27 protein-coding genes and 2 pseudogenes are annotated in these 24,765 nt (G+C 61.0%); 17 read left to right on the top strand and 12 right to left on the bottom strand.

Annotated elements, in window-relative coordinates; genetic code table 11:
* Positions 1–2: 2 nt before the first annotated feature.
* The 5 genes and pseudogenes from J3O30_RS06170 to J3O30_RS06150 form a co-directional block, all read right to left on the bottom strand.
* Positions 3–314: a hypothetical protein gene (locus tag J3O30_RS06170; RefSeq protein WP_207583371.1), complete on the bottom strand. Its 312-nt coding sequence runs from the start codon at positions 312–314 to the stop codon at positions 3–5.
* Positions 315–333: 19 nt separating this feature from the next.
* Positions 334–2,427: pseudogene (locus tag J3O30_RS06165) on the bottom strand (hypothetical protein).
* Positions 2,427–3,998 carry a terminase gene (locus tag J3O30_RS06160; protein WP_207583370.1) on the bottom strand — a complete coding sequence of 524 codons (1,572 nt, stop codon included), beginning with the start codon at positions 3,996–3,998 and terminating at the stop codon, positions 2,427–2,429. Before J3O30_RS06160 ends, J3O30_RS06165 begins: the two are co-directional and overlap by 1 nt.
* On the bottom strand, positions 3,964–4,434 hold the full coding sequence (locus J3O30_RS06155; RefSeq protein ID WP_207583369.1) for a terminase small subunit protein: 471 nt from the start codon (positions 4,432–4,434) through the stop codon (positions 3,964–3,966). Before J3O30_RS06155 ends, J3O30_RS06160 begins: the two co-directional genes overlap by 35 nt.
* 18 nt (positions 4,435–4,452) lie before the next feature.
* Positions 4,453–4,689, bottom strand: coding sequence for a hypothetical protein (locus J3O30_RS06150; protein WP_207583368.1), 237 nt, complete (start codon positions 4,687–4,689; stop codon positions 4,453–4,455).
* A 759-nt stretch (positions 4,690–5,448) separates the two neighbouring features.
* Between J3O30_RS06150 and J3O30_RS06145 the strand changes: the two genes are divergently transcribed.
* Positions 5,449–6,294 carry a dienelactone hydrolase family protein gene (locus tag J3O30_RS06145; protein WP_207584273.1) on the top strand — a complete coding sequence of 282 codons (846 nt, stop codon included), beginning with the start codon at positions 5,449–5,451 and terminating at the stop codon, positions 6,292–6,294.
* Between the two features lie 282 nt (positions 6,295–6,576).
* On the opposite strand, the gene J3O30_RS06140 is transcribed toward J3O30_RS06145, so the two are convergent.
* A complete protein-coding gene (locus tag J3O30_RS06140) occupies positions 6,577–7,134 on the bottom strand; it encodes a YidB family protein (protein WP_207583367.1) in 558 nt (185 codons plus the stop codon).
* Positions 7,135–7,428: 294 nt separating this feature from the next.
* Between J3O30_RS06140 and J3O30_RS06135 the strand changes: the two genes are divergently transcribed.
* The 7 genes and pseudogenes from J3O30_RS06135 to J3O30_RS06105 all read left to right on the top strand — a co-directional run.
* A complete protein-coding gene (locus J3O30_RS06135) occupies positions 7,429–7,758 on the top strand; it encodes a metalloregulator ArsR/SmtB family transcription factor (protein WP_207583366.1) in 330 nt (109 codons plus the stop codon).
* The gene (locus tag J3O30_RS06130) at positions 7,755–8,219 is read left to right on the top strand and encodes an SRPBCC domain-containing protein (RefSeq protein ID WP_207583365.1); all 465 of its coding nucleotides are present in this window, start codon (positions 7,755–7,757) and stop codon (positions 8,217–8,219) included. The genes J3O30_RS06135 and J3O30_RS06130 overlap by 4 nt, the downstream gene beginning before the upstream one ends.
* A 43-nt stretch (positions 8,220–8,262) precedes the next feature.
* Positions 8,263–8,679: a GFA family protein gene (locus J3O30_RS06125; RefSeq protein ID WP_207583364.1), complete on the top strand. Its 417-nt coding sequence runs from the start codon at positions 8,263–8,265 to the stop codon at positions 8,677–8,679.
* Positions 8,680–8,928: 249 nt separating this feature from the next.
* Entirely contained in the window at positions 8,929–9,279 is a 351-nt protein-coding gene (locus J3O30_RS06120) for a metalloregulator ArsR/SmtB family transcription factor (protein ID WP_207583363.1), read from the top strand.
* Complete coding sequence (locus J3O30_RS06115) at positions 9,254–9,733, top strand: SRPBCC domain-containing protein (RefSeq protein ID WP_207583362.1); 480 nt, start codon at positions 9,254–9,256, stop codon at positions 9,731–9,733. The genes J3O30_RS06120 and J3O30_RS06115 overlap by 26 nt, the downstream gene beginning before the upstream one ends.
* Positions 9,726–10,346 carry a glutathione S-transferase family protein gene (locus tag J3O30_RS06110; protein WP_207583361.1) on the top strand — a complete coding sequence of 207 codons (621 nt, stop codon included), beginning with the start codon at positions 9,726–9,728 and terminating at the stop codon, positions 10,344–10,346. The genes J3O30_RS06115 and J3O30_RS06110 overlap by 8 nt, the downstream gene beginning before the upstream one ends.
* Before the next feature lie 29 nt (positions 10,347–10,375).
* Positions 10,376–10,621: pseudogene (locus J3O30_RS06105) on the top strand (isocitrate lyase/phosphoenolpyruvate mutase family protein); the annotation flags it as partial.
* 67 nt (positions 10,622–10,688) lie between these two features.
* Here the strand turns inward: J3O30_RS06105 and J3O30_RS06100 are convergent.
* Together J3O30_RS06100 and J3O30_RS06095 are read right to left on the bottom strand one after the other, a co-directional pair.
* Complete coding sequence (locus tag J3O30_RS06100; protein WP_207583360.1) at positions 10,689–11,225, bottom strand: hypothetical protein; 537 nt, start codon at positions 11,223–11,225, stop codon at positions 10,689–10,691.
* Positions 11,226–11,637: 412 nt separating this feature from the next.
* Positions 11,638–12,384 carry a glucose 1-dehydrogenase gene (locus tag J3O30_RS06095; protein WP_207583359.1) on the bottom strand — a complete coding sequence of 249 codons (747 nt, stop codon included), beginning with the start codon at positions 12,382–12,384 and terminating at the stop codon, positions 11,638–11,640.
* A gap of 107 nt (positions 12,385–12,491) precedes the next feature.
* On the opposite strand from J3O30_RS06095, the gene J3O30_RS06090 reads away from it, so the two are divergent.
* Positions 12,492–12,836, top strand: coding sequence for a helix-turn-helix domain-containing protein (locus J3O30_RS06090; RefSeq protein ID WP_207583358.1), 345 nt, complete (start codon positions 12,492–12,494; stop codon positions 12,834–12,836).
* 45 nt (positions 12,837–12,881) lie between these two features.
* On the opposite strand, the gene J3O30_RS06085 is transcribed toward J3O30_RS06090, so the two are convergent.
* On the bottom strand, positions 12,882–13,370 hold the full coding sequence (locus tag J3O30_RS06085) for a RidA family protein (RefSeq protein ID WP_207583357.1): 489 nt from the start codon (positions 13,368–13,370) through the stop codon (positions 12,882–12,884).
* A 196-nt stretch (positions 13,371–13,566) separates the two neighbouring features.
* On the opposite strand from J3O30_RS06085, the gene J3O30_RS06080 reads away from it, so the two are divergent.
* The 5 genes from J3O30_RS06080 (at position 13,567) to J3O30_RS06060 (ending at position 18,781) form a co-directional block, all read left to right on the top strand.
* Positions 13,567–14,301, top strand: coding sequence for a TetR/AcrR family transcriptional regulator C-terminal domain-containing protein (locus J3O30_RS06080; RefSeq protein WP_207583356.1), 735 nt, complete (start codon positions 13,567–13,569; stop codon positions 14,299–14,301).
* A gap of 121 nt (positions 14,302–14,422) precedes the next feature.
* Positions 14,423–14,737, top strand: coding sequence for a hypothetical protein (locus tag J3O30_RS06075; protein ID WP_246762729.1), 315 nt, complete (start codon positions 14,423–14,425; stop codon positions 14,735–14,737).
* Between the two features lie 390 nt (positions 14,738–15,127).
* Positions 15,128–15,778, top strand: coding sequence for a pyridoxamine 5'-phosphate oxidase family protein (locus J3O30_RS06070; protein ID WP_207583355.1), 651 nt, complete (start codon positions 15,128–15,130; stop codon positions 15,776–15,778).
* Positions 15,779–15,878: 100 nt separating this feature from the next.
* Positions 15,879–16,670: an aldolase gene (locus J3O30_RS06065; protein ID WP_207583354.1), complete on the top strand. Its 792-nt coding sequence runs from the start codon at positions 15,879–15,881 to the stop codon at positions 16,668–16,670.
* Positions 16,671–16,867: 197 nt separating this feature from the next.
* Positions 16,868–18,781 carry an adenylate/guanylate cyclase domain-containing protein gene (locus J3O30_RS06060; RefSeq protein ID WP_207583353.1) on the top strand — a complete coding sequence of 638 codons (1,914 nt, stop codon included), beginning with the start codon at positions 16,868–16,870 and terminating at the stop codon, positions 18,779–18,781.
* A gap of 48 nt (positions 18,782–18,829) precedes the next feature.
* On the opposite strand, the gene J3O30_RS06055 is transcribed toward J3O30_RS06060, so the two are convergent.
* Positions 18,830–19,204 (bottom strand): helix-turn-helix domain-containing protein, encoded by a 375-nt coding sequence (locus J3O30_RS06055; RefSeq protein WP_207583352.1) that lies wholly within the window; start codon positions 19,202–19,204, stop codon positions 18,830–18,832.
* 45 nt (positions 19,205–19,249) lie between these two features.
* Here J3O30_RS06055 and J3O30_RS06050 point away from each other — a divergent pair, with 45 nt between their 5' ends.
* Positions 19,250–20,059, top strand: a complete 810-nt coding sequence (locus J3O30_RS06050; protein WP_207583351.1) for an SDR family NAD(P)-dependent oxidoreductase — start codon at positions 19,250–19,252, stop codon at positions 20,057–20,059.
* Positions 20,060–20,104: 45 nt separating this feature from the next.
* On the opposite strand, the gene J3O30_RS06045 is transcribed toward J3O30_RS06050, so the two are convergent.
* Both J3O30_RS06045 and J3O30_RS06040 read right to left on the bottom strand, forming a co-directional pair.
* Positions 20,105–20,839, bottom strand: coding sequence for a phosphotransferase (locus tag J3O30_RS06045; protein WP_207583350.1), 735 nt, complete (start codon positions 20,837–20,839; stop codon positions 20,105–20,107).
* 206 nt (positions 20,840–21,045) lie between these two features.
* The gene (locus J3O30_RS06040) at positions 21,046–21,780 is read right to left on the bottom strand and encodes an aminoglycoside phosphotransferase family protein (protein WP_207583349.1); all 735 of its coding nucleotides are present in this window, start codon (positions 21,778–21,780) and stop codon (positions 21,046–21,048) included.
* A gap of 248 nt (positions 21,781–22,028) precedes the next feature.
* On the opposite strand from J3O30_RS06040, the gene J3O30_RS06035 reads away from it, so the two are divergent.
* Positions 22,029–22,526: a DinB family protein gene (locus tag J3O30_RS06035; RefSeq protein WP_207584272.1), complete on the top strand. Its 498-nt coding sequence runs from the start codon at positions 22,029–22,031 to the stop codon at positions 22,524–22,526.
* A 402-nt stretch (positions 22,527–22,928) separates the two neighbouring features.
* Entirely contained in the window at positions 22,929–24,719 is a 1,791-nt protein-coding gene (locus J3O30_RS06030) for an ABC transporter ATP-binding protein (protein ID WP_207583348.1), read from the top strand.
* Positions 24,720–24,765 lie beyond the last annotated feature (46 nt).

Below are 24,765 nucleotides of genomic sequence, written 5' to 3'. Positions count from 1 at the left end.
GTTCAGGCGTTGTACTCGGTGTAAATTCGCCTCAAGTCGTTGCGGATCTCGCTGCGATCCGTCTTCGGCTTCTCGATCGGCTGCGGCTTTTCATTGCCGATCTCGATCACCCCGGCTGCCCGGTAAGCCGAACGCAGCCTGGCCTTCGAGGTGTAATGCTGTCCGTCATGCATTGACTGGATGTCGATGCTGTCGCTGACGAAATGCGGTGCCGGCAGATCCGACTGCGCCGGGTTTTGCGCTGGCAGGCAATTGTGCGGCCACTGATCGAGTTGGTGCCAGCCGCCGCAGACGCGGCAATAGCGTTCTCTCATGCTGTTGCTCCCGACCAATTCATTGGTACGCTGGCTGCTGGAACTGCTGCACGGCCTGCGCCGCCATTTCGCCGCGCGCCTGCTCCACCGTGGCGCGATGTTCGATCTCGGCCTCGGCGACGCTGAGCTCGGCTCTGCGCTGTTCGGCGCCGGCCTTCACCTCGGCCGTCTTCAGCTTGAGCATCTCGCCGGGCGCAGGCTGCGGCTCCGGTTTTGGCGTGGCTGCTGCCTGGGAGAGCTGCGCTCCCACCTGCTCCAGCGTGCTTTCGAGCTGACGGCCGGCCCGGAAGCCGCGGGCGGCAAAGAGCAGCGTTTCGACCATTACCGGCACCAGCATCGGGCTCTGCTGCGCCATCGCTCCCGCCTGCTGCATAAAGCCGCCGACCATCTGGACGAATTCCATGCGGCGCTGCTTTTCGGCATCCTCGTCAGGCTCGATGGTCGAATCCGTCTCGATCTCGATCTGGAAGCCGCGAATGCTGTCATTGCGTAAGAGCTGCACCACCTCGTCGATCGTCGGCTGCTGCATCATCTGCTGCAGCTGCGGCGGCATTTCGGGCGGCGGTGGCGCCGGTTGGCCGGTCTGCTTTGCCCGCATGGCCGCCTGCTGTGCCGCCATCTGCATCTGCTGCATCTGCATCTCGACCTGCTGCTTCTCGGCCATCGTGGGCAGCCGGATGCCGCTGACCACCATCAGCGTTTCCGGCTGGAACTGGTCGCAGATGATCTCGCCGGCAAGGCGGATGATGTCGCGGGCAAAGCGGGCCAGCTCGGCCTGGCGGTCGCGGATGCGGATCGAGCCCCACTGGCTCTTGATGCGCTGCGCCGTCGCGGTTTCGGAGGCCTGGGTGTCACCGCGGACGATGTCGGAAATGCCGGTAATCTGGTAGACATCCTCGATCAGCTGCTTGCGCGCCGTCATGCAGGCAATAAGGACCTTCTGCACCTCGTCGATCGGCAGCGTCACGATGGCCTTCGAGCCGCCCTTGTCGGTAAACGCCGCCCATTCCGGGATCGGCACCATGACCATGTCGTTTTCCGGCCGCATCGCCTTCTCGATCGCCGGCGAGATCGCGCCGTCGCCGGAGGGATAAAACACTTTCAGCCGCAGCTGATCGGTCAGCTTGTTGATGCGTTTGGTCAGGAGATCGATCTCGTCGCATTGCTGCTGGTAATAGACATAGTCGGGAACCGGGATCAGCGAGCTCGTCGACATCGTGCCATAGGCCGGGCGCGGGCACGGCCAGAAATGCGTCAGATCGAGCGGCGGCTCGGAGACTTCCAACGCCACCGGCGAACCGTCGGCGATCCAGACGGTATAGTTCTCGCTCTTGCACCAGATCTCCCAGACATGGGTCTTGCCCTCATTCTCCAGGCGCTCGGCCTGGCTGATGCCCGTGCGGCTGCCGGCACCTTCCGCCGCCCGCGAAGCCATGGCATCAGTGCCGAAGCGCTTCTCCATTTCCGCGTCGGTCATCGGAACGCGCCGCGCCACCCAGGTCACGTCCTTCCAGCGCCGCGCCGGCGAATGCAGGAAGTCCGACCAGTGGACGTAATCGATGCACACACGCTCGTCGCTGATCGCTTCCGGCTGAGCACCGCCCATCCGACCGGGCAAACTCTCGGGTAGATTTTGGGCTGCCGCCGGGTTCGAGGGCAGGACGCCCATATCGAGCGGCTCGAAATCGGCCTCCTAGCGCAGCCACACCGTGCCGCGGGCGCAGAGCAGAAAATCGTCGCGCACCGCCCGCATGATCGAATCGATATCGGCCTCATCGCCGGTATAGGCGAGATTGCGCTCGACCAGCTCCGAGGCGATGCGCGCCACCGGCTGGGCATCCTTGAAGCGGCGTTCGACGACCGGCTGCGGCACGCGGGCATAGACGGCCGGCTGCAGCACCGAAGTATTGGCCCAGAGCATCGGAAAGCGGCGCTTGGCGGCGCTCGTCTGGTCCGACTGCTGGTCGAGATAGATCTTCTCGATCTTGACGCAGCGGTCGTGCCAGAACTTGAAATAGCGCTGGGCGCGTTCGAGCTCTTGCTGCCAATGGGCGCCGACCTTGGCCGGATCCCAGCGCTGCTCGCCGTCTGAAGCCGTCATCTCGTCTTCCATCAAACACGCTCGCTTTGGCCAGGGGTGGAATCGGCAAATTCGTTGAATGTCATCGTCTGGAATGTCGGCAGCGCCTTACGCTCGGGCTTCAGCGGTTCGGGCGCCAATCCGGTGAAGATGATCGCCAGGCCGCCGAAAGCATCGGCGCCGTGTGAAGCCCAATTGTGCAGCGGCTCGTCGCGGAAGACGCTCAGATCCTCGTCCCAATCCTTGCGGTAGTTGCGCAGGCACTTGATGCCCTCGATGCAGCCGGCCTGGTCGAACTCGATCCTCGCCAGCATGCGCCGCGTGGCGTTGATGCGGTCATGGACATAGGCGCGCTCGACCTTGCGAACGGTGCCGAGACCACGCGCCCTCACCTCTTTCAGCATGACTTCGATGCGGGTCATGCCGCCGCGCGTCCACTCCCGGACCTTGATGTCATGCGGCATGTTGTGGACGCCGTAGACATAGCCGTTGTCGCGGGCGCGCCGCTCCAGCTCGTCGAGCATGCCGTCCATGCCGGTGCCGGTATGCTCGAAATAGCCGATCATCCGCACCCGGCCGGGCAGCACCTGAAACAGCCAGACGCTGTTGGCATCGTCCATGCCGATGTCGGAAATGGTGTGAACCGGATAGCCTTCGGCATGCGGGAAGACCCCGATGCGCTCTTCGGCGTCGGCGACCGCCATCTGCTCGGCGTAATAGGCGCCTTCGACGCTCGCCTCGAAGGCTTCGGCCGGCGTCGAGGGATATTCGCGCTTCATATCGCCGAGCTGGGTTTCGGCCTTCTTGACGTACCAGGCCTTCTGCCCCTCGGTCAGGGTGATGCCCTGGTCGCCCAGAGTGCGGAAATATTTGGCGAAAGCATCGCTGACGATGACGCCCTGAGGCGCGAGCGCATATTGCGGTTCCTTCCACCAGGGAAAGAAATGGAACTTGAAGTCCAGCTCGGTGAGCTTGGCGACTTGCCGCTGCTTGACCTTGGCATCCTCGCAGAGCGTATAGAAATGCCCTTCCTGGCCTTCCGCCGTGCTTTCGATGAACACCAGCTGGCCGGCCTGCACCGTATTCAAAGCGCCGGTCCGGACCTCCCGCGCCTTGTCGGGATATTTGGCGCAAAGCTTTCCATATTCGGAGATATGCAGGTATTGCAGCGTGCCCGAGCGCAGCGAGGTGCCGACGCGGATGCTCGAATTGTTGGCGAGCAGCAGTTCGGCCTGGTTGCCCCTGAAGACCGGCACGGCGTTGCGGATGGCTTCCGGCAGATTGTCGTAGGGGTATTTGACCTTGTCCCGGAAGATCGTCTGCACGTCACCCAGCGTATGGGCGATGGTGCCGGCCCTGATATCCCGGTTGAAGACGCAGGCATCGAGCATGAAGATCTGGATGAAGGTGGTCAGACCGAGCTGCCGGGCCTTCAGCAGCACGTTGAGATAATGCATCTCTTCGAAAAACGTCATCTGCGTCCAGTTCATTTCGAACCTGACGCGGCGGCCCGCTTTGTCGGTGATCCAGTAGAGATTGTTCAGCCGCCAGCGCCAGTCGGAAAACTGGTCAACCGCCGTTTGGAAGTCCGCGGGTTTTGCCATTGATATCTTCCAGCAATTGCGAGACTTCGCCGGTCACGCCCTGTTCGGGCTCGATCTTCGAACCGTATTTCTTCGGCTTCAGCTTCTCGGCGACCCATTGGCGGGTGGCGATGCGCAGTTGCGAGCGCCTTATCGCCTCGCCGTTCTCCTGCCAGCCGGTGGTCTCGCCGGCGGCATTCTTCTTCTCGATCCAGTCGTCGCTGCGGTCATCGGCAATTTCGACCAGTTCGTCGACGAAGCTGTCGGCGAGGATCTCGCGGGCCAGCGCATAGCGCGCCCGAAACGCCGCCTTGTCGTCATCGGCGAGCCAGGAGAGCACCGTCGATTTCGCCGGCATATCCTCATCCCGGCAGATCGACCGCAGGCTTTCCCTGTCGGCAATGCGCTCGCAGATCTTCTCGGCCAGCGCCTGGGTGAACTCGGTCGGTCTGCCCATGGGTCTGTTTCTGAGTGCTCAGAACAGCGCGATGATGTTCGACGCCGTCGTCCCGGTCAGCGCCACGATTGCCGCATGCACCGGCAGGATCGTCCCGGCCGGCACGCTCTTGAAGATCACCGGATCCATATCCCGCCGCGGCGCAATCGCCACATCTCCCGCCGTGCCGATATAGAGCGCGCGCGCCCCGACAATGGCACTATCATTCGGCGTCACCACCGAGGCCCGCGAGGCCGGAGCAATCGAAGGGTCCATTGCAGTTCTCCTTGAAAGGACACAGCCCGACCCGGCTCGATCCCGATGTGATCGAACATGAAGGCTCGGGCGGAAGGGGTGGGGATCGACGACGATCAGAGGACGCTGTCAGGGCCTCGGAAACGGCCGGTGCGCAAATCGTGCAAGTGACGCACGCGACCGCAGGCCGGCGCCGACTTGGTCGATCACCTCTGAATTCAAATCTCGCAGTTTGGATTTACGGTAGTCTTAACTGATCTGCCGGGGGGTGATCAAGGGTTGATCGTGGGTTAGTTTTGAAATCAAGCCTGCCCGACCAATTGGCGGCAGAATGCCATCCGCTATCCAGCAAGTTTGGCAAAACACGCTCCCCAACCTCCGTCCTCCTCGGCCTTGAGCCGAGGATCCATGCCCGCTGCTGATGGAGGCCACCGTGGATCCCCGGGTCAAGCCCGAGGATGACGGAGCAAGGGGTGAGCTCCTTGGGAAACCCGCGGCTGTGCTCAATGACCGTGGCGGCTCGCAAGTCTGGGCGAGTGACGCATGCGGCGGGAAGGACGACGCCGATTTGATCGTCATTCGTTAAGGACTCAAATTTCGCAGCTTGAATTTACGGTAGTCTTAACTGAGCTGCCGGGGGGTGATCAAGGGCTGATCGCGGATCGGTCTAAACTCTGCCCTGCCCATGCCCCAATCGGCAGCAGAACGCCCCATCCGCTTTGCCAACCTTCAGCTCCGGCGTACAATTGGCAGCCTGTCGGTCAAACGGTGGAGGCGTCAGTGAAAACCGCGGGACTTTTTCTTTGCCTTGTCGCTTGTCTCGGCATCACGCTTGCCGAAAACCGGGCCGATGCCGACGAATTGGTGCGGTTCGAAAGCGTGCCCGTCAAGCTGAGCCCCTTCCGGATACGCAAGGCTGGCGAACAAGGAGAAATTATCTCCCAACCGCAAGGCACGCCATTGCTGGGTTATCTGTCCCGCCCCCAGGGTCAAGGCCCCTTCCCGGCCATCGTCGTCATGCATGGATGCGATGGCCTGCGGTTGAGCGTCAAAGACCTTTGGCCGAAACGGCTGGTCTCATGGGGGTACGTCGTGCTGGTCGTCGATAGTTTCACCACCCGCAATATCAAGGACACCTGTCAAAGCACTCTCCCCGACCGGGTCTTCGACGCCTATGGGGCTTTGGATTTCTTATCGAAATCGAGTTTTGTCGACGTGCAGCGCGTCGCGCTGATGGGCTTTTCGGCGGGCGGCACCGCGACGCTGGAGGGAACGAAAATCGAAGGTAACGAACAGCTGATGGATCACAAATTCAGGGCGGCGGTTGCCTACTATCCGGTCTGCGCAGCCAGTCAGGGCGATGCGACGGTGCCGATCCTGATTTTGAGTGGCGAACGAGACAATTGGAGCCCAACGGAACCATGCCGGAAGAGGCTTGCCAATCTGACTGACGATAGTCCGCCGATCGAGCTGAATATATACAAGGGTACCTATCACGATTTCGATGCCCCGGAGTTTGCAGTGGGAAGGCGGGTGTTCGGTCATATCGAAAAATACGATCCGGACGCCGCAGCAAAATCCATCCGCAGCGTTCACACATTCCTTCGAAAGTATCTCTCGAACTAACGGGAAACTCCGCGATCTGGTGCGACATCGTAATGCGCCAGCGGCGAGTGTGGCACCAGCGCACCCCCAATCTCCGTCATTCCAGGCCTTGAGCCTGGAATCCATGCCCGCTGCTGATGGGGCCGGCATGGATCCTCGGGTCAAGCCCGAGGAGGACGGAGGGTGGGGTGAGCTACGCGGCAAATCACGACGTATGGCGGAATATAAGGGCAATTGCGCTTCCCGATCGCCCTCGCAACACGCGCCGGCTGCCTGCCGGCCGCGCGCCCATTTACCCAGGATTTAGATGCTGCTCGGCCGTGCCGACGTGGTCGAACTGCTCGCCGAAGACAAAAAGTCTTCTTCGGCGCTCGGCAGCTTGCCCTGCGGCGTCAGGTCGTCGACGGCCTTGGGGAGATCGCGGCTCAATCGGCCAAGAATCTCCTCGTGCGAAAGGCCGGTATTTTGAGCAATTTCGTTCAGAACATCCGGACCGAGGGCTTCGGCGAGCTGGCCGTCATTGATCTCGGCATTCTCGCCGGGCTTGACCCACGAGTCGATCTTGTCGCCGTGGCCGTTCTGCTGAAAGGTCTTGAGGAGATCGCCGAGACCGCCGCTGACGATGCCGCCGGAGGTGAGACCGCCGAGAAGGCCGCCCAAACCACCCGAGCCGCCCAGCCCGCCGAGGATGCCGCCGAGCCCGCCCGGCTGCTGGCCTCCGGCACCGGCCTGCTGCTGGCCTCCGGGGCCGGCCTGCTGCGGGTTCTGCATGCCGCGCAGGAGTTCCCCGATCTTGTCTCTGTTCTGATAGCCGGCAAGGGCAAGAACGGCGAGAAGCGCCTTCAATTGACCGCTCATCATGATGAATCCTCCCATGGTTTTCCAAAGCGCAGCCGACCCAAGCAGAGTGCTGCATGGGCAGCAATGTCCAGAGCGCCCAAAGGTTCCGCGCCAGGCGCTTAAAGCCCGGCCGTTCACCCTGCCGCAGACGCCGCAGATCAGATTTCCGGGCAGCCGCGCCGGTTGGCAAAGGTCATTCCTCAACGCAAAGAAGACGCGTGGCGGGCGCGGGCTAATCGATGCGGCCACTTCACCGTCCCTCTATCAAACTAATTAGTATTGACTCATCAATTAGTCCACGCTATTGCTTTCCTCATGATCGAAACCGCCTCCATTACCGCCGTCATGCGCGCCCTTGCCGATCCCACCCGGCGGGCAGTGTTCGAACTGATCGTCCGCTCCGACGAGATCACCGTCGTCGAACTGACGCGTGCAGGCCACGTCACCCAAGGCGCCGTTTCCCAACACCTCAAGGCGCTGAAGCAGGCGGGGCTTGTCACTGAGCGTCCCGAAGGCCGAAAGGTCTATTACCGTGCCGCCCCTGATGGCCTCGAGCCGCTTGTCGACTGGATGAGCCATTACGGCCTCTTCTGGCGCGAACGCTTTGCCGATCTCAGAACATTGCTGAAGGAAATCGATCCATGAACGAGACCGCATTGAAGCCCGACACGCAGGAGATCGTGATCGACGAGATCTTCCCGCATCAGCCGGAGACGCTCTGGAAAACATTGACCACGGCCAGTCTGATGGGCCGCTGGCTGATGGTGCCGGCCGGTTTCGAGCCGGTGGAAGGCAAATGCTTCACCTACGAGACGACGCCGGCCGGCGCCTGGGACGGCACCATTCACTGCCAGGTGCTGGAGGTGACGGAAAACGAACGTCTGGCCTATGCCTGGAAAGGCGGGCATGCGGAGAACGCCGGATATGGCTCGCCGCTCGATACCGTGGTCACCTTCATCCTGACCAGGGTCGAAAAGGGCACGCGGCTGCGCCTCATCCATTCCGGCTTCGTGCTGCCTCGCAACGAAACCGCCTTCCAGAAAATGGGCGAAGGCTGGAAGAAGGTCGTCCAGAACATCGGCGCCATCGCCGAAGGCAAGAACTGAGGCGACCAACCCGTCGTCCAACAACCCTTATCAGGAGAGAGACATGAGCAAGCCCTACACCGGCGGCTGCGCCTGCGGTGCGATCCATTATGAGATCGCAGCCGAACCGATCGCGATGAATGACTGCCAGTGCCGCGACTGCCAGAAGACCAGCGGCACTGGGCACGGCTCCTATCTGACCTTCCCGAGCCGGCAGGCGGTGAAGCTTGAAGGCCAGGCGACGCATTGGGACATGGTCGCCGACAATGGCAACGTCAAGACCCGCGGCTTCTGCCCCGCCTGCGGCGCACCGGTCTACCTGACCTTCTCCTACATGCCCGACTTCTTCACCATCCATGCCGCCAGCCTCAACGATCCCGATAGATACCAGCCCGAGATGGTGACCTACACCCAGAGCGGCCTTGGCTGGGACCAGGTCGATCCGACCGCGGCGAAATTCGAAACGATGCCGCCGATGTGAAGCTAGGCCAGCGGAAGTCGCGCGCTTCTTGTTCACGCGATCTGAACAGCAGATGCCGTATTCGCAGGAAAGCTGGGCACCACATTTGGCCCAGTTTTTCCCGTTGCGGGAATCTGCAGACGCGGGACTTCCCGCTTCGTTGCCAACGGGTGAGTTTCTTTCCCGTCACTGCCAATCTACCGCAAAATTGCCTTTGACATTTCGCTCCATAGAATATATCCATATGGCTATATAGCTGCATGGTGATATATGGACGACAGGCTCGATGCGATTTTCTCCGCACTCTCCGATCCCACAAGGAGAGCAATTCTTGGGCGGCTTGCTCACGGCAAGGCGACCGTGGCCGAACTCGCTGATCCCTTCGAGTTGTCTCAGCCTGCCATATCAAAGCATCTCAAGGTCCTGGAACAGGCCGGATTGATCCGCTCCGGCCGTGAAGCGAATTCGCGTCCCCGCGTCCTTGAGCCGGACGCGTTGAAGACAATCGCTGATTGGATCGCCGATTACCGACGCTTCTGGGATCAAAGCTTTGATCGTCTCGATGACTATCTGTCCAAGGTACAAGGATACGAAAATGACAAATCCGGAGATCGACACTGACAACACCCGCGACCTGGTTCTTGTGCGAAGGTTCGATGCCCCATGCGATCTCGTTTTCAGGGCATGGACCGACCCGAAAGCGTTGGCGCAATGGAGTGGTCCTCACGGTTTCAAGGCGGTGGGCGACCAGCTTGAAGTCCGGCCGGGCGGTAGACACCGCGCCTGTCTGATCGCGCCAGGTGGAGAAGAGCACTGGGTCGGCGGAAAATACCTGGAGGTCGAGCCGCCACACAGGCTTGTCTTCACACATGCCTGGGAGAGCGGGACCGGCGAAAATAGCCCGGAAACGGTCGTCACGATCACGTTCAGGGAAAGCGACGGAGGCACTGAAATGACTTTTCGGCAGAGTGGATTTGAAAGCGCATCATCGCTTGAGGGTCATGAAGCCGGTTGGTCGCAAAGCCTCGAGCGATTGGGCGTTTTTCTAGAATCCGAAGGACTGGATCATGCGTAAGGCGGCGATGAAACTATACTATTGCGAGACGCTCAATCCTCGGAAGGCCTGCGCCGCCGCTCGTTTTCTTAAAGCCGACGTCGAGTTCGTCAGGATTGACCTGGCAAGCGGAGAACAGCGCACCGCAGAATTCCTGGCGCTTAACCCGAACGGGAAAGTCCCGGTGTTGCAGGATGACGCCGGAACCTTGTGGGAAGCGAATGCCATCATGTGCAGGCTGTCTGACAGCGTTGCATCGGATTTCTGGCCGCATGACCACCGGCAGATCGACGTGCTCCGCTGGTTGAGTTGGGATGCCAGTCATTTTACCCGGCACGGGGCAACACTGTGGTTTGAAACCTTGATCAAGCCGTTGTTCGGTGGAGAGCCTGACGTCGGCCTGATCGAAGATGCGAAGACGAATTTTCGGCACCATGGCCGCGTGCTGGACGATCATTTGGCGAGGAACAGCGTCGCCGTCGGGAAGACCCTGACCGTTGCGGATTTCGCGCTGGCCGCTGCACTTCCTTATGCAGCCGCCGCCGAGATTCCCCTCGCCGAGTTTCGGCATATCCAAACCTGGTACGAACGGCTTGAAGAACTGGATGCGTGGCGAAACCCTTTCCCGGCGTAGGAGCGCACCGGCGAAGGACCCCTTTGCGTGTGAAAGGCGTTGTCAACGTGGTCATGGGCTTACGCGGACCGAGTTACTCCGTTGCCGAACTCTCGGCCGGCGGCGTGCGGCGAGTTAGTGTCGGCGGATCGTTTGCGCGGGCAGCACTCGGGGCTTTGATGCGGGCCGCCGAGGAAGTGAGATCAGCCGGCACGTTTGGCTATGCCGTCGACGCGCTCCCGGCTGCTGTCATCGGCCAGCTGATGTCACAGGGAAAACGCCGTGACAGGCAATGAGCCAAAGCGCGGGCCACGCGTCCGGCAATGCGATCAAGGCGTCAGTTGCAAGCGGATGAAGTTTTGCCTAAGGCGCTTTAACGACCGAAGTCTCGACCCACGCATTCGAAACGTCTTGCGGCGTGCCACTGTTTGTGACCACCACAGTCATCCACGTGTTTTGGCCCTCTATCAAATAGGCCGTGCCGCTTTGCCTGCGCTCTTTCGTTATCTGACCCAGCGAGGCTGCAGAGAGCCCAGCTTCGAAGGCTTCAAGCTCAACGTTGGAACAATGCATCCCTTCCTGACCACCCTTGCCCAAGGCTAAGACAAAATTGAACGAGCAAGTGGCAGAAAAGAGGTTTCGGTATTCCCGAAAAAGCATGGCGAACCGCTGCCCGCTCGGCATCGTGTAAACCTCGCTGCCGGTTCTTGGCTCCGAGCTTGCATTGGGCGGAGAAGAAATCGCGTCGACTTTCCAATCGCCTCGATCAACGCCGCTGTGCAGGGCAGCCAGGCTTCGGCCATTCAATACGCAGAGCTTCAAGGTATCGTCGAGAGGACACGCAACCGCTCCCACCTGGCTCGATATGATTATAATCGCCAAAGCTGCAATCAAACGCACGCGCTCAATCCCCAAATCACCCTGTCGGCACCGTAGTTTGGATGCTGGAGAAAGCAAGACAGCAGCCAGGCAAACACCCGCGGTGAAGCTTGAAGGCCAGGCGACGCATTGGGAAGTCGCCGGCGACAGCGACAATATCAGGAAAGCGCGGCTTCCACCTGGGACGCGGCGCGTCTTGGACGCGGTTCTGGCGATATTGCGCAATCGATCACGCGATATCTTTCCCTGGTCCGTGCCGCAGGCACCCGGGTAAAACCGTCAAGCGAAAGCTCAGGAGAGCCGCATCCTAAGGCGCGGGGGCCGAAGGCCGGAGCCTCGAAGGAGGGGGCGGGTGCCGCAAGGCCGCGGCAACCTCCCGTTTCTCTGGCTGGGAGCGCGCGCCCGGCAAGGCGCGCGCAACCTTCAACCAGCCTTAGCGAAAGCCGCCGCTGGCATTCAGCCGTTCGCCGGTCAGCCAGCGGGCGTCGTCGGAAGCGAGGAAGACCGCGACGCCGGCAATATCGTCCGGCTGGCCGACGCGGCCGAGTGGCGTCTGGCCGACGATGACCTGCTGGAAATCCGAGCCGATGACGCCGGCGGTGTGCGTGCCCTCGGTCTCGACCATTCCCGGCAGGATGGCGTTGACGCGGATTTTGCGTGGGCCGAGTTCCTTGGCAAGCACGCTGTTGATGCCTTCCACGGCTCCCTTGGTGCCGGTGTAGACCGCAGAGGCCGGCGGCGCCATGCTGGTGACCACCGATGAGATGTTGATGACGCTGCCACCCTCGCCGAGATGCTTGACCGCCGCCTGGGTGGTCAAAAGAAGGCCGAGCACGTTGACGTCGAACATGCGGTGATAATGTTCCTCGGTCACCTCATCGATCGGCGCGAATTCGTAGACACCGGAGTTGTTGACCAGCACGTCGAGCTTGCCGAACTCCCTGACGGCGGCATCGACCAAGCCCTGTGCCTGCTCGGCCTTGGAAACATCGCCCTGTACCGCGATCGCCTTGCCGCCGGCGGCGCTGATCGCCTCAACCACCGCGTCTGCCCCGGCCTTGCTCGAAGCGTAGTTCACCACCACTTGCGCACCTTCCGCCGCAAGGGCCTTGGCAATCGCGGCACCGATGCCCTTGGAGGCCCCGGTTACCACAGCGACCTTTCCCGTGAGCTTTGCCATATCCAATTCCTTCTGACCCGGACTGCCATCGACACTGACGGCCTTGTTCCGTAGTTCAGAAATTCGGAACTGTTGATCTTAATGTCAAGGGTCGCTATATAAAATTCATGAGACCGCTCTTTCACCCAGCATTAGAGGACATCCGCCCCGAAGCGGTCCTTTATGCGCTTTCCGATCCGGAGCGCGCCGCAATTTTCGCGTGGCTTTCCGGCGCCGGCTGCGGCGGGACCTGTTCTGCGCTCGGCCAGCTCGGCGAGCGGGTCATCCCGAAGTCGTCGCTGTCGAACCACTTCAAAGTGCTGCGCGAGTCTGGGCTGATCCTGAGCGAGCGCCAGGGCGTGGAGATGCGCAATCAAACCCGCTGCGCCGAGCTGGACGAGCGCTTCCCGGGCTTGATCAAGGCCATTCTGACGGCTTACAAACAGCTTCCCGGGCAGCCGGAGGCAGATTGACGGGCGGACTGCCGGAGCTTGCGCCGCCCGCTATTCCAGCCATCCTTATTCCAAGATGACGACGGCTTCGACCTCGAAGAGCATGGGGTCGATCGCCAGCTTGGGAACGGGAATCAACGTCTGCGCCGGCAGTGCAGCGCCGAACATCTCCCTGACGTTCTCCGTCAACACTTGAAGCTTGGACATATCGTGATCGACCACGAAGACCGTCAGCTTGGCGACCTGATCGGGCCTGGCGCCAAGCGCATCGAGGGCAGTGCGCAGATTGGCGTAGGCCTGCTTCACCTGGACGGCGAAGTCTGGCGACAAGGCGCCGGTGCTGTCCTGGCCGCCCTGTCCGGAGATGTAGGCCAGCCGGCCTTCCCTCGGCACGATCACCGCCGTGCTGTAGCCGTTCGGCGAGGGATCGTAGAGGTTTTTCGGATTGACGATGGTCAGCTTGAGATCGTTCTCGTTGGCTTTCGTCGCAGCGGAAATTCCGATGGTCATGATGATGAGCCCTCCGATGAGCAGATGCGTGATTGCGCGTGACATGAATTCTCTTGGGCGTTGAGGACTGAGGGGAACCTCCCCCACGGCCTGCAGGTTTGAACGTCGAATTGTTGCCTATACGATTGGCTCGTACATTGTACGATTAACTCGCATCGTACAATGTACGAGTCAATCCGTCAGCATCGACATTCGTCGCTTTGTCGGCTTAAATTGACGTTTTGTTCACTAAGGAAATCGGATGGCAGCCAAACGCAGCGGCGCTCGGAGCAAGCAGTCTCAACGGAAAACTCCGTTGCCCCAGTCCGGGCCTGAACCGCGCCATGAACCGCCTCTTTCTCTCGAACGGATCGTCGCGACGGCGGTCGAACTGCTGGATACCGAAGGGCTGGACGGATTGAAGATGCGTCGGCTGGCCGATCGCCTCGGGGCCGGCGCGATGAGCCTCTATTGGCACGTCGGCAACAAGGAGCAGGTCTTTGATCTGGCGCTCGATTCGGTGCTCGAATATCGCGGCCCGGCGCCAATCGATGCGTCGGAAGACTGGCGCGGCGACGTGGTTCACATGCTTGAAGACTGGCGTGCCGGCATGCTGCGCCATCCCTGGTCGGCATCGCTCTTGCCGCGCCGGGCGCTCGGCCCGAACATCCTTTCTCGCCTGGAACTGCTGGGCAGAACCTTGTCCAGAGCCGGCGTGGCGGACGCGGATTTGAACGTCGCAATATGGTCGCTGTGGAACTATGTGATCGGCGCCACCACCACAAGGGCAAGCTTCGAGCTCTCGGACGAGGACAGAGCCGCCGCGCAGCAGCGCCTCGCAAGCCTCAGCCAACACTACCCGACAATCGAACGCTCTGGTCTGCTGTTGGACAATGACTGGGACGGTGCTTTCAGCAAAGGCCTCGACTTCCTGCTCGATGGCCTCGTTCCCAAACAAGGAAAGTCGTCGCGCCTGGAAAATGTGGGAGGGAAGTGATTTGTTTCGTTATGTCTGCGGCGTAATATTTGCCTGCGTGCCGCTTGTTGCCGCCAATGCCGAATCTCCCAAATTTTGCTGAAACAGTATCAAGCTGAACGAACCGATCGAGACGCGATTCATGGGAATCGACTACGCACTGATGGTGCATGTCCTGGCGGAGAAATATTGCGGGGCAGAGCCGAAGCCGATGCGTCCACGATTTTTGGGATATATCCAAAAGCAGGGCTGTCCTCCAGGAACGCAGATATATTCGGACGTTGAGGAGGCGATCGCAAAATTGGAGGGAGCGAGCTTGCAGTTTCTCGCTGAAACTGAAGTCCCTGACCTACCGATTTCCGAACGGCAGGCGCAGGAGTGGGCATCAAGCGTTACGAAAGAGCTTGGGGGATGCGACGCACTGAAAAACGCTCATGATGCCGAGCTTCAGCGGTAAGGCACAGACGCCATTTCTTTCCGACCAGCCACACAGATATATCCTTTGGCAAAACGCCCCCCACCCTCCGTCATCCCGGGCATTGAGCCTGGGATCCATGCCCGTCGCGGATTGAGGCGGCGTGGATCCTCGGGTCAAGCCCGAGGAGGACGGAGGGTGGGATGAGCCTCGTGAATCCAGCGACGTGTGGTGCAAGAAAAGTGTCATTACCCCCACGGCCCAGCCTCGATTATCGCCGGTACTGTCGAGTGCGCCGGCGGCGGGTCTGGCGAAACCGCTCCCACCCTCTGCCGCGTTACGGACATTGACAAACCGCGACATTATGAGGTACGTACATCATTATGGCGCAAGGCTGATCAAGCCAATAACGCAACTCGAAAGGCAAATGGAATGAAGGAGTTCAAGGTCAATCCAGATTTCGCCATAAGAGATGAGCGAGCTCTTCGAGGTCTGTTCGAGGCGACACATGCTCTGGCCATTCAGAAGTGTCAGGACACTATCGGCAAACATGCGCAAGAATTTATCAGGCGTTCGCCATTCCTGTGCATCGGCACGCAGAGCCCGGATGGAAAAGCCGATGTCAGCCCCCGCGGTGATCCTGTGGGCTTCGTCAAAATACTTGACGAGCGGACGCTGGCGATACCGGACCGGCCCGGCAATAACCGCCTCGACACCTTAGTCAATATTCTCGCCAATCCGAGCGTCGGGCTGTTGTTCATCATTCCGGGCTTTGACGACACATTGCGCGTGAATGGCTACGCCACTTTGATGACTGACCCTGAACTTCTGCAAAGCATGAGTGTCAACGACCGCGCTCCCAAACTCGCGATCGTCGTCAAGGTGAATGAGGTTTTTCTTCACTGCGCCAAGGCCTTCCGGCGCTCGCACTTGTGGAACCCGGATCATCTTCAGGATCGCACCGAGATGCCGTCCCTTGTAAAGATCATTCTGGATGAGACGACTGGCGCGCCAAGCGATGAGGATGAGATGCGGAAAATCGATGCCGATCTCGAAGATGCATACAAGCGGACGCTTTATTAACCGGCACGCTTGCGTTTCATTCCAGCCGGCTTGATGCCAGGGTCATGCGGGCGTAATTCAAATAACCGCCCTCTCCGCGACACCCATCTGAAACGATCCCATGGCCCACTCGCTCAACACGACCCCCTCGCCTGCCGCCGGCCCCAACCAGCCGAAACTCGATACGGAGGAAATCTGGCAGGCGCGCGTGGATCTGGCGGCCTGCTTCCGGATGGCGGCGCGGCTCGGCATGGAGGAAGGGATCTGCAACCACTTCTCGGCGGTGGTTCCCGGCTATGACGACCTGTTCATCGTCAATCCCTACGGCTACGCTTTCGCCGAACTGACGGCTTCGATGTTGTTGATCTGCGATTTTCACGGCAACGTCGTGTCGGGCAGCGGTCAGCCCGAGGCCACCGCCTTTTACATCCACGCCAGGATCCATAAGAACATTCCGCGCGCCAAGGCGGCGTTCCACACGCATATGCCCTATGCCACCGCCCTTTCGATGACCGAAGGCGATCCGCTGATCTTTGCAGGGCAGACCGCGTTGAAATTCTATGGACGCACGGCCGTCGACCGGGATTACAACGGTCTGGCGCTCGACGCGCGCGAGGGCGATCGCATCGCTGCAGCGCTCGGCGATGCCGACATCGTCTTCATGAAGCACCATGGCGTGATGGTCTGCGCAGCCAATATCGCCGAGGCCTGGGACGACCTCTATTATCTCGAGCGCGCCTGCGAGGTGCAGACGCTCGCCCTGTCGACCGGGCGCCAGGTCCTTGCCGTCGCGCCTGAGATCGCCGAAGCGGCGTATCGGCAGATGCGCGAAGGAGATCCGGAGTCGGCCCGGCTCCATCTGGAGGCGGTGAAACGCGCGCTCGATCGCAGCGAGCCCGACTATAAGCGCTGAGCCCTCGCGACATTCTGCAGCGACAGCGAAGTTCTCTCCAGGGCGGGAGAACTGATATCAGCGGCTTGTGCAAGCCTTCAAAAAGCAGTTAGCTGGCATCGTTGGGTCTGTTCATTCCTGCTTGCCGAAGACAGGCCCCACAAGACGGGCATTGAGCTATAACTGCCGAGACGTGTCCGCATTTCGGGGGAAATCGCGTGCGCTGGTCCAAACCCCTAAGACTGCATCTCGGCGTCCTGGTCGTCGCGTCGCTGCTTTGCACGTCGGCGCCGATCATCTGGATGGCATTCAGCCACGGAAGCGATGCTGCGGTCAGCGCCGGCGCGCAGCAGATGCGCGCGATGAGCTTGCGGCTGATCGAGGGATACCGGAATACGCTGCAGGGCGGCACCGAGGCCGTGGCGCTGGCATCCACCCTGCCGCAGCTCGTTTCGCCACCGCCTCAGGATATCAAGGCAAAACAGCAATTCTTTCAGGAGGTTCTGCGCAACGTCCCGAACGCCACCAGCGTTTACGCCGGCTATCCCGATGGCTCCTACCTGCAGGTGATCAATACTGCCCGGCGCGACGTCCGCCAGACGCTTGCCGCACCCGATGGCACGGCCTTCGCGATCAGAATGATCGCACGCAGACAAGCGGCCGACATCATCTCGACGCTTGGTTTTCTCGATCGGGATGCACTAGTGATCGGGGAGCGGAATGGCGAGGATACATCTTACGATCCGCGGCAACGCCCCTGGTATCAATCGGTCGTTCAAGACGGCGTGCCGGTTTCCGTCGGACCCTATGTCACCCGACCTCTCAATGTTCCGACGCTGACGATCGCAGCCCCGATGCGGGACGATGGCCAGGTGGTCCTCGGCATCAACATTCACCTGCAGACCGTCAGCCGCCTGCTGGACGCAGGTCAGATTTCACCGCGAGCCCGGGCTTACATCGTCGATGCCGGCGGCAATCTCGTTGCCCATTCCGACCCTGCTATCATGAGCAGGATCATCGGATTATGGTCGAGAACATCAGGCGCCTTTGCCGTAACGGCAAACAGTTTCGACCCGAGCCTCGAAACCGTGGCGCGGCTCAGGCAGGATCCGGCCTTTGCAGGCGGCGGCCTGGCACGGGTCGATTTCGATGGCGAAACCTATCTGGTGCAGATCGCCCCGGTCAGCGTGTCCGGCCTGTTCGAGGGCAGCGTGGCGGCAATCGTCGTGCCGCTGGAGGACCTGGTGGCGGAGGCCAATCGGCTGTTGCTGCGCAATCTCTTCGTTGCCGCCGCCTTCGTGCTCGCCGGTGTCGGCGCCTCGGTGATGCTGTCGCGCATGGTCAGCCGCTCGCTCTATCGGCTGGCGGACGAGGCGCGCAGGATCGGCGATCTGGAAGTCGGCGAGAAACCGATGTCCCACTCCTGGATCAGCGAGATCAACACGCTGGCGAGCGCGCTGGCGGCCAGTCGTCATGCCATCGCTCAGTTTGCGCTTTATGTCCCGCGTGAAGTGGTCCGGCAGATCGTCAATCCCGAGACGAGAGCGATCGTCAGGGCAAAACGACAGGATGTGACCGTGCTGTTCACCGACATCAAGGACTTCACGACCATCGCGGAACAGCATTCGCCCGAGGAAGTGGTCGACACGCTGTCTGCCTATTTCGAACTGCTGAACACCATCGCCGAGCGCAATGGCGGGGCAGTCGTGCAATATCTCGGCGATTCCATTTTCGTCATGTGGAACGCCCCGGTCGACGATATCAGCCATGCCGAACATGGTTGTCGATGCGCACTGGCGATGAAAGCGGCGGTCGACGGCTTGAACGAAGCCAATCTCAGCAATGGCCGCCCCGAGCTCCTGACGCGATTTGGATTGCACACCGGCCCGGCCGTCGTCGGCAGCTTCGGCGCGATTTCGCGTCAGCAGTACACGGCGATGGGCGATACGATCAATGTCGCGTCACGGCTGGAAGGCATGAACAAGGAACTGAACACATCGATCCTGACAAGCGCCGCCACCCGCGACGCCGTCGCCGACCGCTTCGCCTTCCGCGCCTTCGGCCTGGCCCCGGTCAAGGGACGCGCCGAGAAGGTCGACATATGGGAGCTTGTCGGGAAAATCGGCGCCTAAAGCCTAGCGCGCGATGGCCTGCCCCGGTTGTGAAAGCAGCGCCCAGCCTTATCGGGAATGAGAGCGGGAAAATTCCCGGAGCGCGATCATCACCGGCATCAGGCCGCGGCCGGCATCGGTCAGCCGATATTCGACATGCGGCGGCTGCTCGCCAAAGTCTTGCCTCGCCACCAGCTCGTCGTTCTCCAGCTCCCGAAGATGTTGCGTCAGCATCTTCTGGGAGATGTCTGGAATGTCGCGCATCAGCTGCGACGTCCGCATCGATGGCGCGGCGAACAGACGAAACAGGATCGGCAGCTTCCATCGTCCGCTGATCATGCGCAGGACCCTGGTGACATGGGCAACCGATCCATCCGGCCCGAGGCAGGCATGCCTTTCCCCCCGGTCCATGGGCACTTTTAAGTGCGTAATTGCCTCATCCATCGTCCTGTCCTCTTAATCCGATCTCTCAAACATAGGAGTTGCGCCGTGGATTTGAAACTTGATGGGAAGGTTGCGCTGGTCACCGGCAGCAGCAAGGGCATCGGCGAAGGCGTAGCTCGAGGGCTGGCGCGCGAGGGCGCCATCGTCATCGTCCACGGCCGCAACAGGACGAAGACCGAGGAGGTCGCTCACGATATCATCACCGGCGGCGGGCGGGCGCATACGGTGATCGGCGACCTGACGGATGAAGACGCTGTGCAACGCCTGGCCGAGGAGGCGCAGGCCTTCGTTCGCCCCGTCGAGATTGTCGTCAACAATGCCGGCGGCTCCGGTGGAACGGAAGACTGGGCGACGGCGCGGCCGGAGACATGGGCGGCGAGCTATGACCGGAATGTGCTTGCGGCTCTCAGGATCACCACCCGGCTGTTGCCGGCCATGCGGGAGGCGAAATGGGGAAGGATCGTCAACATCTCCAGCCTTGCCGGGCTGATGCCTCCGCCCAGGAAGCCGGACTATGCGGCGGCAAAGGCGGCGATGATCGCAATGACCGCCTCGCTCGCCAAGGCCGTCGCCATGGACGGCATTACCGCAAATACCGTTTCACCCGGGACGATCCATAGCATCAGCCTCGATGAAGCCTTCCGCAAGGCTGCGATCAGCCAGGGGCTTGCCCCGGATGCGCCGTGGACGGAGATCGAGCAGAGCGTGCTGCCGATGTTCGCCCAGGTGCCGATCGGACGGGTGGGAACGCTCGAGGAGATTGCCGACGCCATCTGCTTCCTCGCCAGCCCGCGCGCCGGTTATATCACCGGCACAAACCTGCGGCTCGATGGCGGGGTCTGGCCTGGGCTCTAGCCTTCTCTTGGGGTTGAGGCCGCGCCATACTTGGCGGGCCGTTGCTTAGACCGCTCGAACTTCGGCAAGTCGCTTGATAGCGTATTCGTCCTCCCAGCAGACGGCGGCTTCCCATGCGGCCGATGCTTGGGCGGCAATGTCATTGGCACTGCCTTCCAGACCGGCGGCATTGTAGGGCAGGACGAGGTCAAGGTCGGGGACGTCAACATGCGACTCATCCCAGTCGATCAGTGCGACGCGGTTCGCGGTCATGCGGATGTTGCCAGGGTTATTGGGGTTGCCGTGGACGACGCTTGTCTCGCGACCGATAAGCCGCGCCCACGCCGCTCGGCATCGAGCGACGCCATTTGGCGGCATCGCGGCAAGATCGATCCTCGTCCCGGTTTCGGCGTGCAGGAGGTCAGTCGAGGATCGCCAACCGGGGCGCTGCTGCCAGCCCTGCGTCAACCGATGCAGCTCGCGGAGTGTCTCGGCCACGCGACGCCAGTCGGCCTCCGTCTCGGGTGGCCCGCCATGGATGTATTCCATCACCATCAGGCCATCGGCGAACAGGCGGCCATCGGCCGTCGGGATCGGCACCGGCACGCTCAGACCTTCGCTGTCAAGATGGCGTAGGAGCTCGGCCTCCCACGCGAGATCAGCGTCGCTCCTGATACCCAGACGACCGACTGCAAGTTGCCCGTGGACGCGAACGCTCCAGACATCATTGGCAACTCCGCCAGAGAGCTTTTCGATGCGAGCCGCGTCTTTGTCCCACAGCTCTAGTGCTTCCCATCCCACTAGCGGCATCCTCGACTAACCCGATGCGACTTGCGTAAACCAAGCTCCCGATCGGCACAAGTCGGACCAGCTCGGCCAAGACGACGCTGCTAAGCTGCCACTGGTCGGTCGCAGATCGCACGGCAGTCCTGGACCAATTAGCAGGCGAGAGGTTCTGGCAGAAACGAGCCAACGGATACATGCCTGGTATTGCCGACACAGGCCCCTCAGCGACCTGCGTTGATATCACCAGCGAGGAGGAGCAATTCGGCTTCCTCATCCGGCACGCCCTCCGCCAGGCGCGCCGCGGCGACCGGCGACAGCCAGGCGAATACATCGTGGGCCTTTATCCCAGCTTCGGAAACGTAGGCTTCGACATAGTCGTTCGCCAATTCGGGCGCAGCATGGCGCGACAAAACATACGTCCGGCACACGTCCGCTAACGGATCGCCCGTGCAGGCATCGAGCCAATCCACCACGATATCTCCAATCACGTTCCATGGATGGAAGTCTCCGTGACAGAGGCAGTCGCCGTCCGGCAAGTCATGAAGTTGGCGAATTAGCCGCTCACGCAGCGCATCGTCCAACAAACTGGCGCGTCGAATATTGGCCGCCAGTCTGGACTTCATGGAAGTCAGTCCATGACCGGGACATGCGTGAATTTGGCGATGTAACCGCGCCATCTTGTTGAGCATCGGCATCCGGTCCGTGGATGGCATCACATCGCCTAAACACGGACCTTGCACCCGGTCCATGACCACGCCCCAGCGGCCATCATATTCATTCACGGCATGAACTCTAGGAGCGGATAACCCATTCCTCTCGACGACAGCAAGGTGAGCAGCCTCTCTGAATGAGGATGCTTTCGACACTTCCGGCTTGTAGAGCTTGAGTGCCAGTTCTCCGAATGCGAACACCTCGGCTTCCTTGCCGACGCCAAGCAAACACCCGATTTCGTTCATGGCGAATCCAACTTATCAGTTCTCTCTCCTGCCACGATATAGGACGTTGCGGCGCGAACGCTGAGGATTTTGCGGGCGGGCTGACCTGTCACTTCGCGACGGCACCACAAGACTGCAAAGGGCCAAGAGCGATCATGACGCAGAAGCGCCCCTTGCTGTCATCGCAACAGTCAGCAACAACCCCTATGGGTTTTTCCGACCATTCGCCTATCTCCACCCAACATCGCCAACCATTGGAGCCCGAGACAATGATCTCAGCCGGATATTGCCGACTTATGGCCCGTTACAACAGCTGGCAGAACAGCTCTCTGGTGACTGCCGCCGATGGGCTTACGCCTGCGGAGCGCTGGAAGGATCGAGGGGCGTTCTTCCAATCGATCGCCGCGACGCTGAACCATCTTTATTGGGCCGACGCCCTGATACTGGAGCGATTGAAGGGCAATGGGCGCCCCGAGGAAACCATCAAGCACTCGCTGACAAGCCCATCGGATTGGGATGAGTTCAAGACACTGCGTCTGCAACGCAATGCGGAAATCGAAGCGTGGGCCGCAGGATTGCGCGACGCAGAGCTTGACGGCATGCTCGTCTGGTATCCCGGCGATGGTGCAACGCGGGTCGAGAGGCCAAAGGCGCACTGTGCCGTCGAACTGTTCAACCACCAGACCCACCACCGCGGCCAGGTGCACGCGATGTTGACGGCAGCGGGTGCAAAACCGGAGCCGACCGACCTTTCGCGTCTGCCATAGCCTGTCCGCCTCGGGCTCGACGAACCTGCCCCCAGCACTCGGCAAGCGCCACTGCCTAAACCTGCACGTTCCAGATTGTGTCGTTTCCGCATCACTTTCTGTCAGGTTGTAAATTCCCGGTTGGCAACGGCGATCGCCTTCGCTACAAGAGGCTTACCGCGTCAGATCGAACATAAGGGAGGCGTTGCATGACAGCAGTATTCACCAAAATCCTCCCGTGTGGAATGTCCCGACACTAGGTCATTTCCATTCGCGGCCCGCCTCAGGCGCGCCCGACATGCGGTTTTCACTCCCTTCATAGCCCGATTGATCTGACGGGATCATTTCGTCTCCCGTTTGGGCTGTGCCAATTCACTCTCGATTTTGAGGACCGGTTGCCAATATGCGGCCGGGTTGGTTCAAATGACTCGCAAGAAGCTCGATTTCCGCGCCGATGCCTATCGCAACGTGCTCGGCTTTATCTTTCATCATTGGACCCACCGGCCTGCTTTGGTGGGGCTGATCATCGTGCTGGTGATATCGAGCACGCTGGCCGAAGTCATGGTGCCGGTCTTCTCCGGCCAGATCGTCGATGCCATCGCCGGCACGAATGCGGCCGACGGCGCGCTCAGCGCCTTCGTCATCGTCGTGGCTTTGGGCTTCAGCAGCGTGGCGCTGCGTTATTTCATCTTCAACGGCATCATCCGGCTGACGCTGCGCACCATGGCGGATGTCACCAATGGTGGTTTCCACAAGGTGCAGCGCTTCTCCACCGACTGGCACGCCAACAGCTTTGCCGGTTCGACGGTGCGCAAGATCACCCGCGGCATGTGGGCGCTGGATTCGCTCAACGACCTGCTGCTGGTGGCGCTATTGCCGTCGATCGTCATGCTGGTCGGCGCCAGCATCGTGCTCGGCAGTTACTGGCCGATCATGGGGCTGATCGTCGGCCTGGGATCGCTGATCTATATCGGCGTCACCGTGGCGCTTTCGATGGGCTTCGTGTCGCCGGCGGCAAGGCTTGCCAATGCCTGGGATACCAAGCTCGGCGGCGCGCTGGCCGATGCGATCAGCTGCAATTCGGTGGTCAAGGCATTCGGCGCCGAAAACCGCGAAGAGATCCGGCTCGGCCATGTGCTCGGCAGGTGGGACAAGCGCACGCGGCGGACATGGAAGCGCGGCACATTGAGCGGCACGATCCAGGGCTTCATGATGGTCTCCATGCAGGCCGGCATTCTGGGAACGGGCCTCGTCATGTGGCAGCAGGGGCTGGCGACGCCTGGAGATGTGACCTTCGTGCTGGCGATGTTCTTCGTCCTGCAGGGCTATTTGCGCAATGTCGGTCAGGACATCCGCAATCTGCAACGGGCCGTCAACGACATGGAAGAGCTGGTGCTGCTCGACAAGATGCCGCTCGGCATCGAAGACAGGCCGGACGCCACACCGATCAGGATTGGCAAGGGCGAGATCGTCTTCGATCACATCACCTTCCAATACGGCGCGCATCCCAGCCCGCTTTATGAGGATTTCTCGGTCGTCATCGAGCCGGGCGAGCGTGTCGGGCTGGTGGGGCATTCGGGCTCGGGCAAGACGACCTTCGTCAAGCTCATCCAGCGCCTTTACGACGTGAACTCGGGCGCAATCCGCATCGACGGGCAGAATATCGCCAGGGTCGAGCAAGCAAGCCTGCGCGGCCAGATCGCCATCGTCCAGCAGGAGCCGATCCTGTTTCACCGCACGCTGGCCGAAAACATCGCCTATTCCAGGCCGAACGCCTCGCGGCGGGAAATCGAGCAGGCGGCGAAACAGGCGAGCGCCCACGACTTCATTCTGAGCCTACCGAAGGGCTATGAGACGATGGTGGGAGAACGCGGCGTCAAACTCTCGGGCGGTGAGCGGCAACGCGTCGCCATCGCCCGCGCCTTCCTGGCCGATGCGCCGATCCTGATCCTCGACGAGGCGACCTCCAGCCTCGACAGCGAGAGCGAAGTGCAGATCCAGCAGGCGATGGAACGCCTGATGGACGGCCGCACCACACTTGTCATCGCCCATCGGCTATCGACGGTGCGGGCGCTCGACCGGCTGCTGATCTTCGACAAGGGCAAGATCGTCGAAGAGGGCGATCATCAGGCGCTGATCCGGCGCAGCGACGGCATCTATCGCCGACTGTTCGAGCGGCAGGCGCTGGAGCTGACCAAGGGTCTTGTGGCCTGAACCGAAACGCCAGGGTTTTGCTCTGGCGTTTCCTTTCTCGTGTTCA

The sequence above is a fragment of the Rhizobium sp. NZLR1 genome (genome assembly GCF_017357385.1).
GTDB lineage: Bacteria > Pseudomonadota > Alphaproteobacteria > Rhizobiales > Rhizobiaceae > Rhizobium.
The sequence above is the reverse complement of the archived record's forward strand: the minus strand, read 5'-3'. Positions and strand labels throughout refer to the sequence as shown.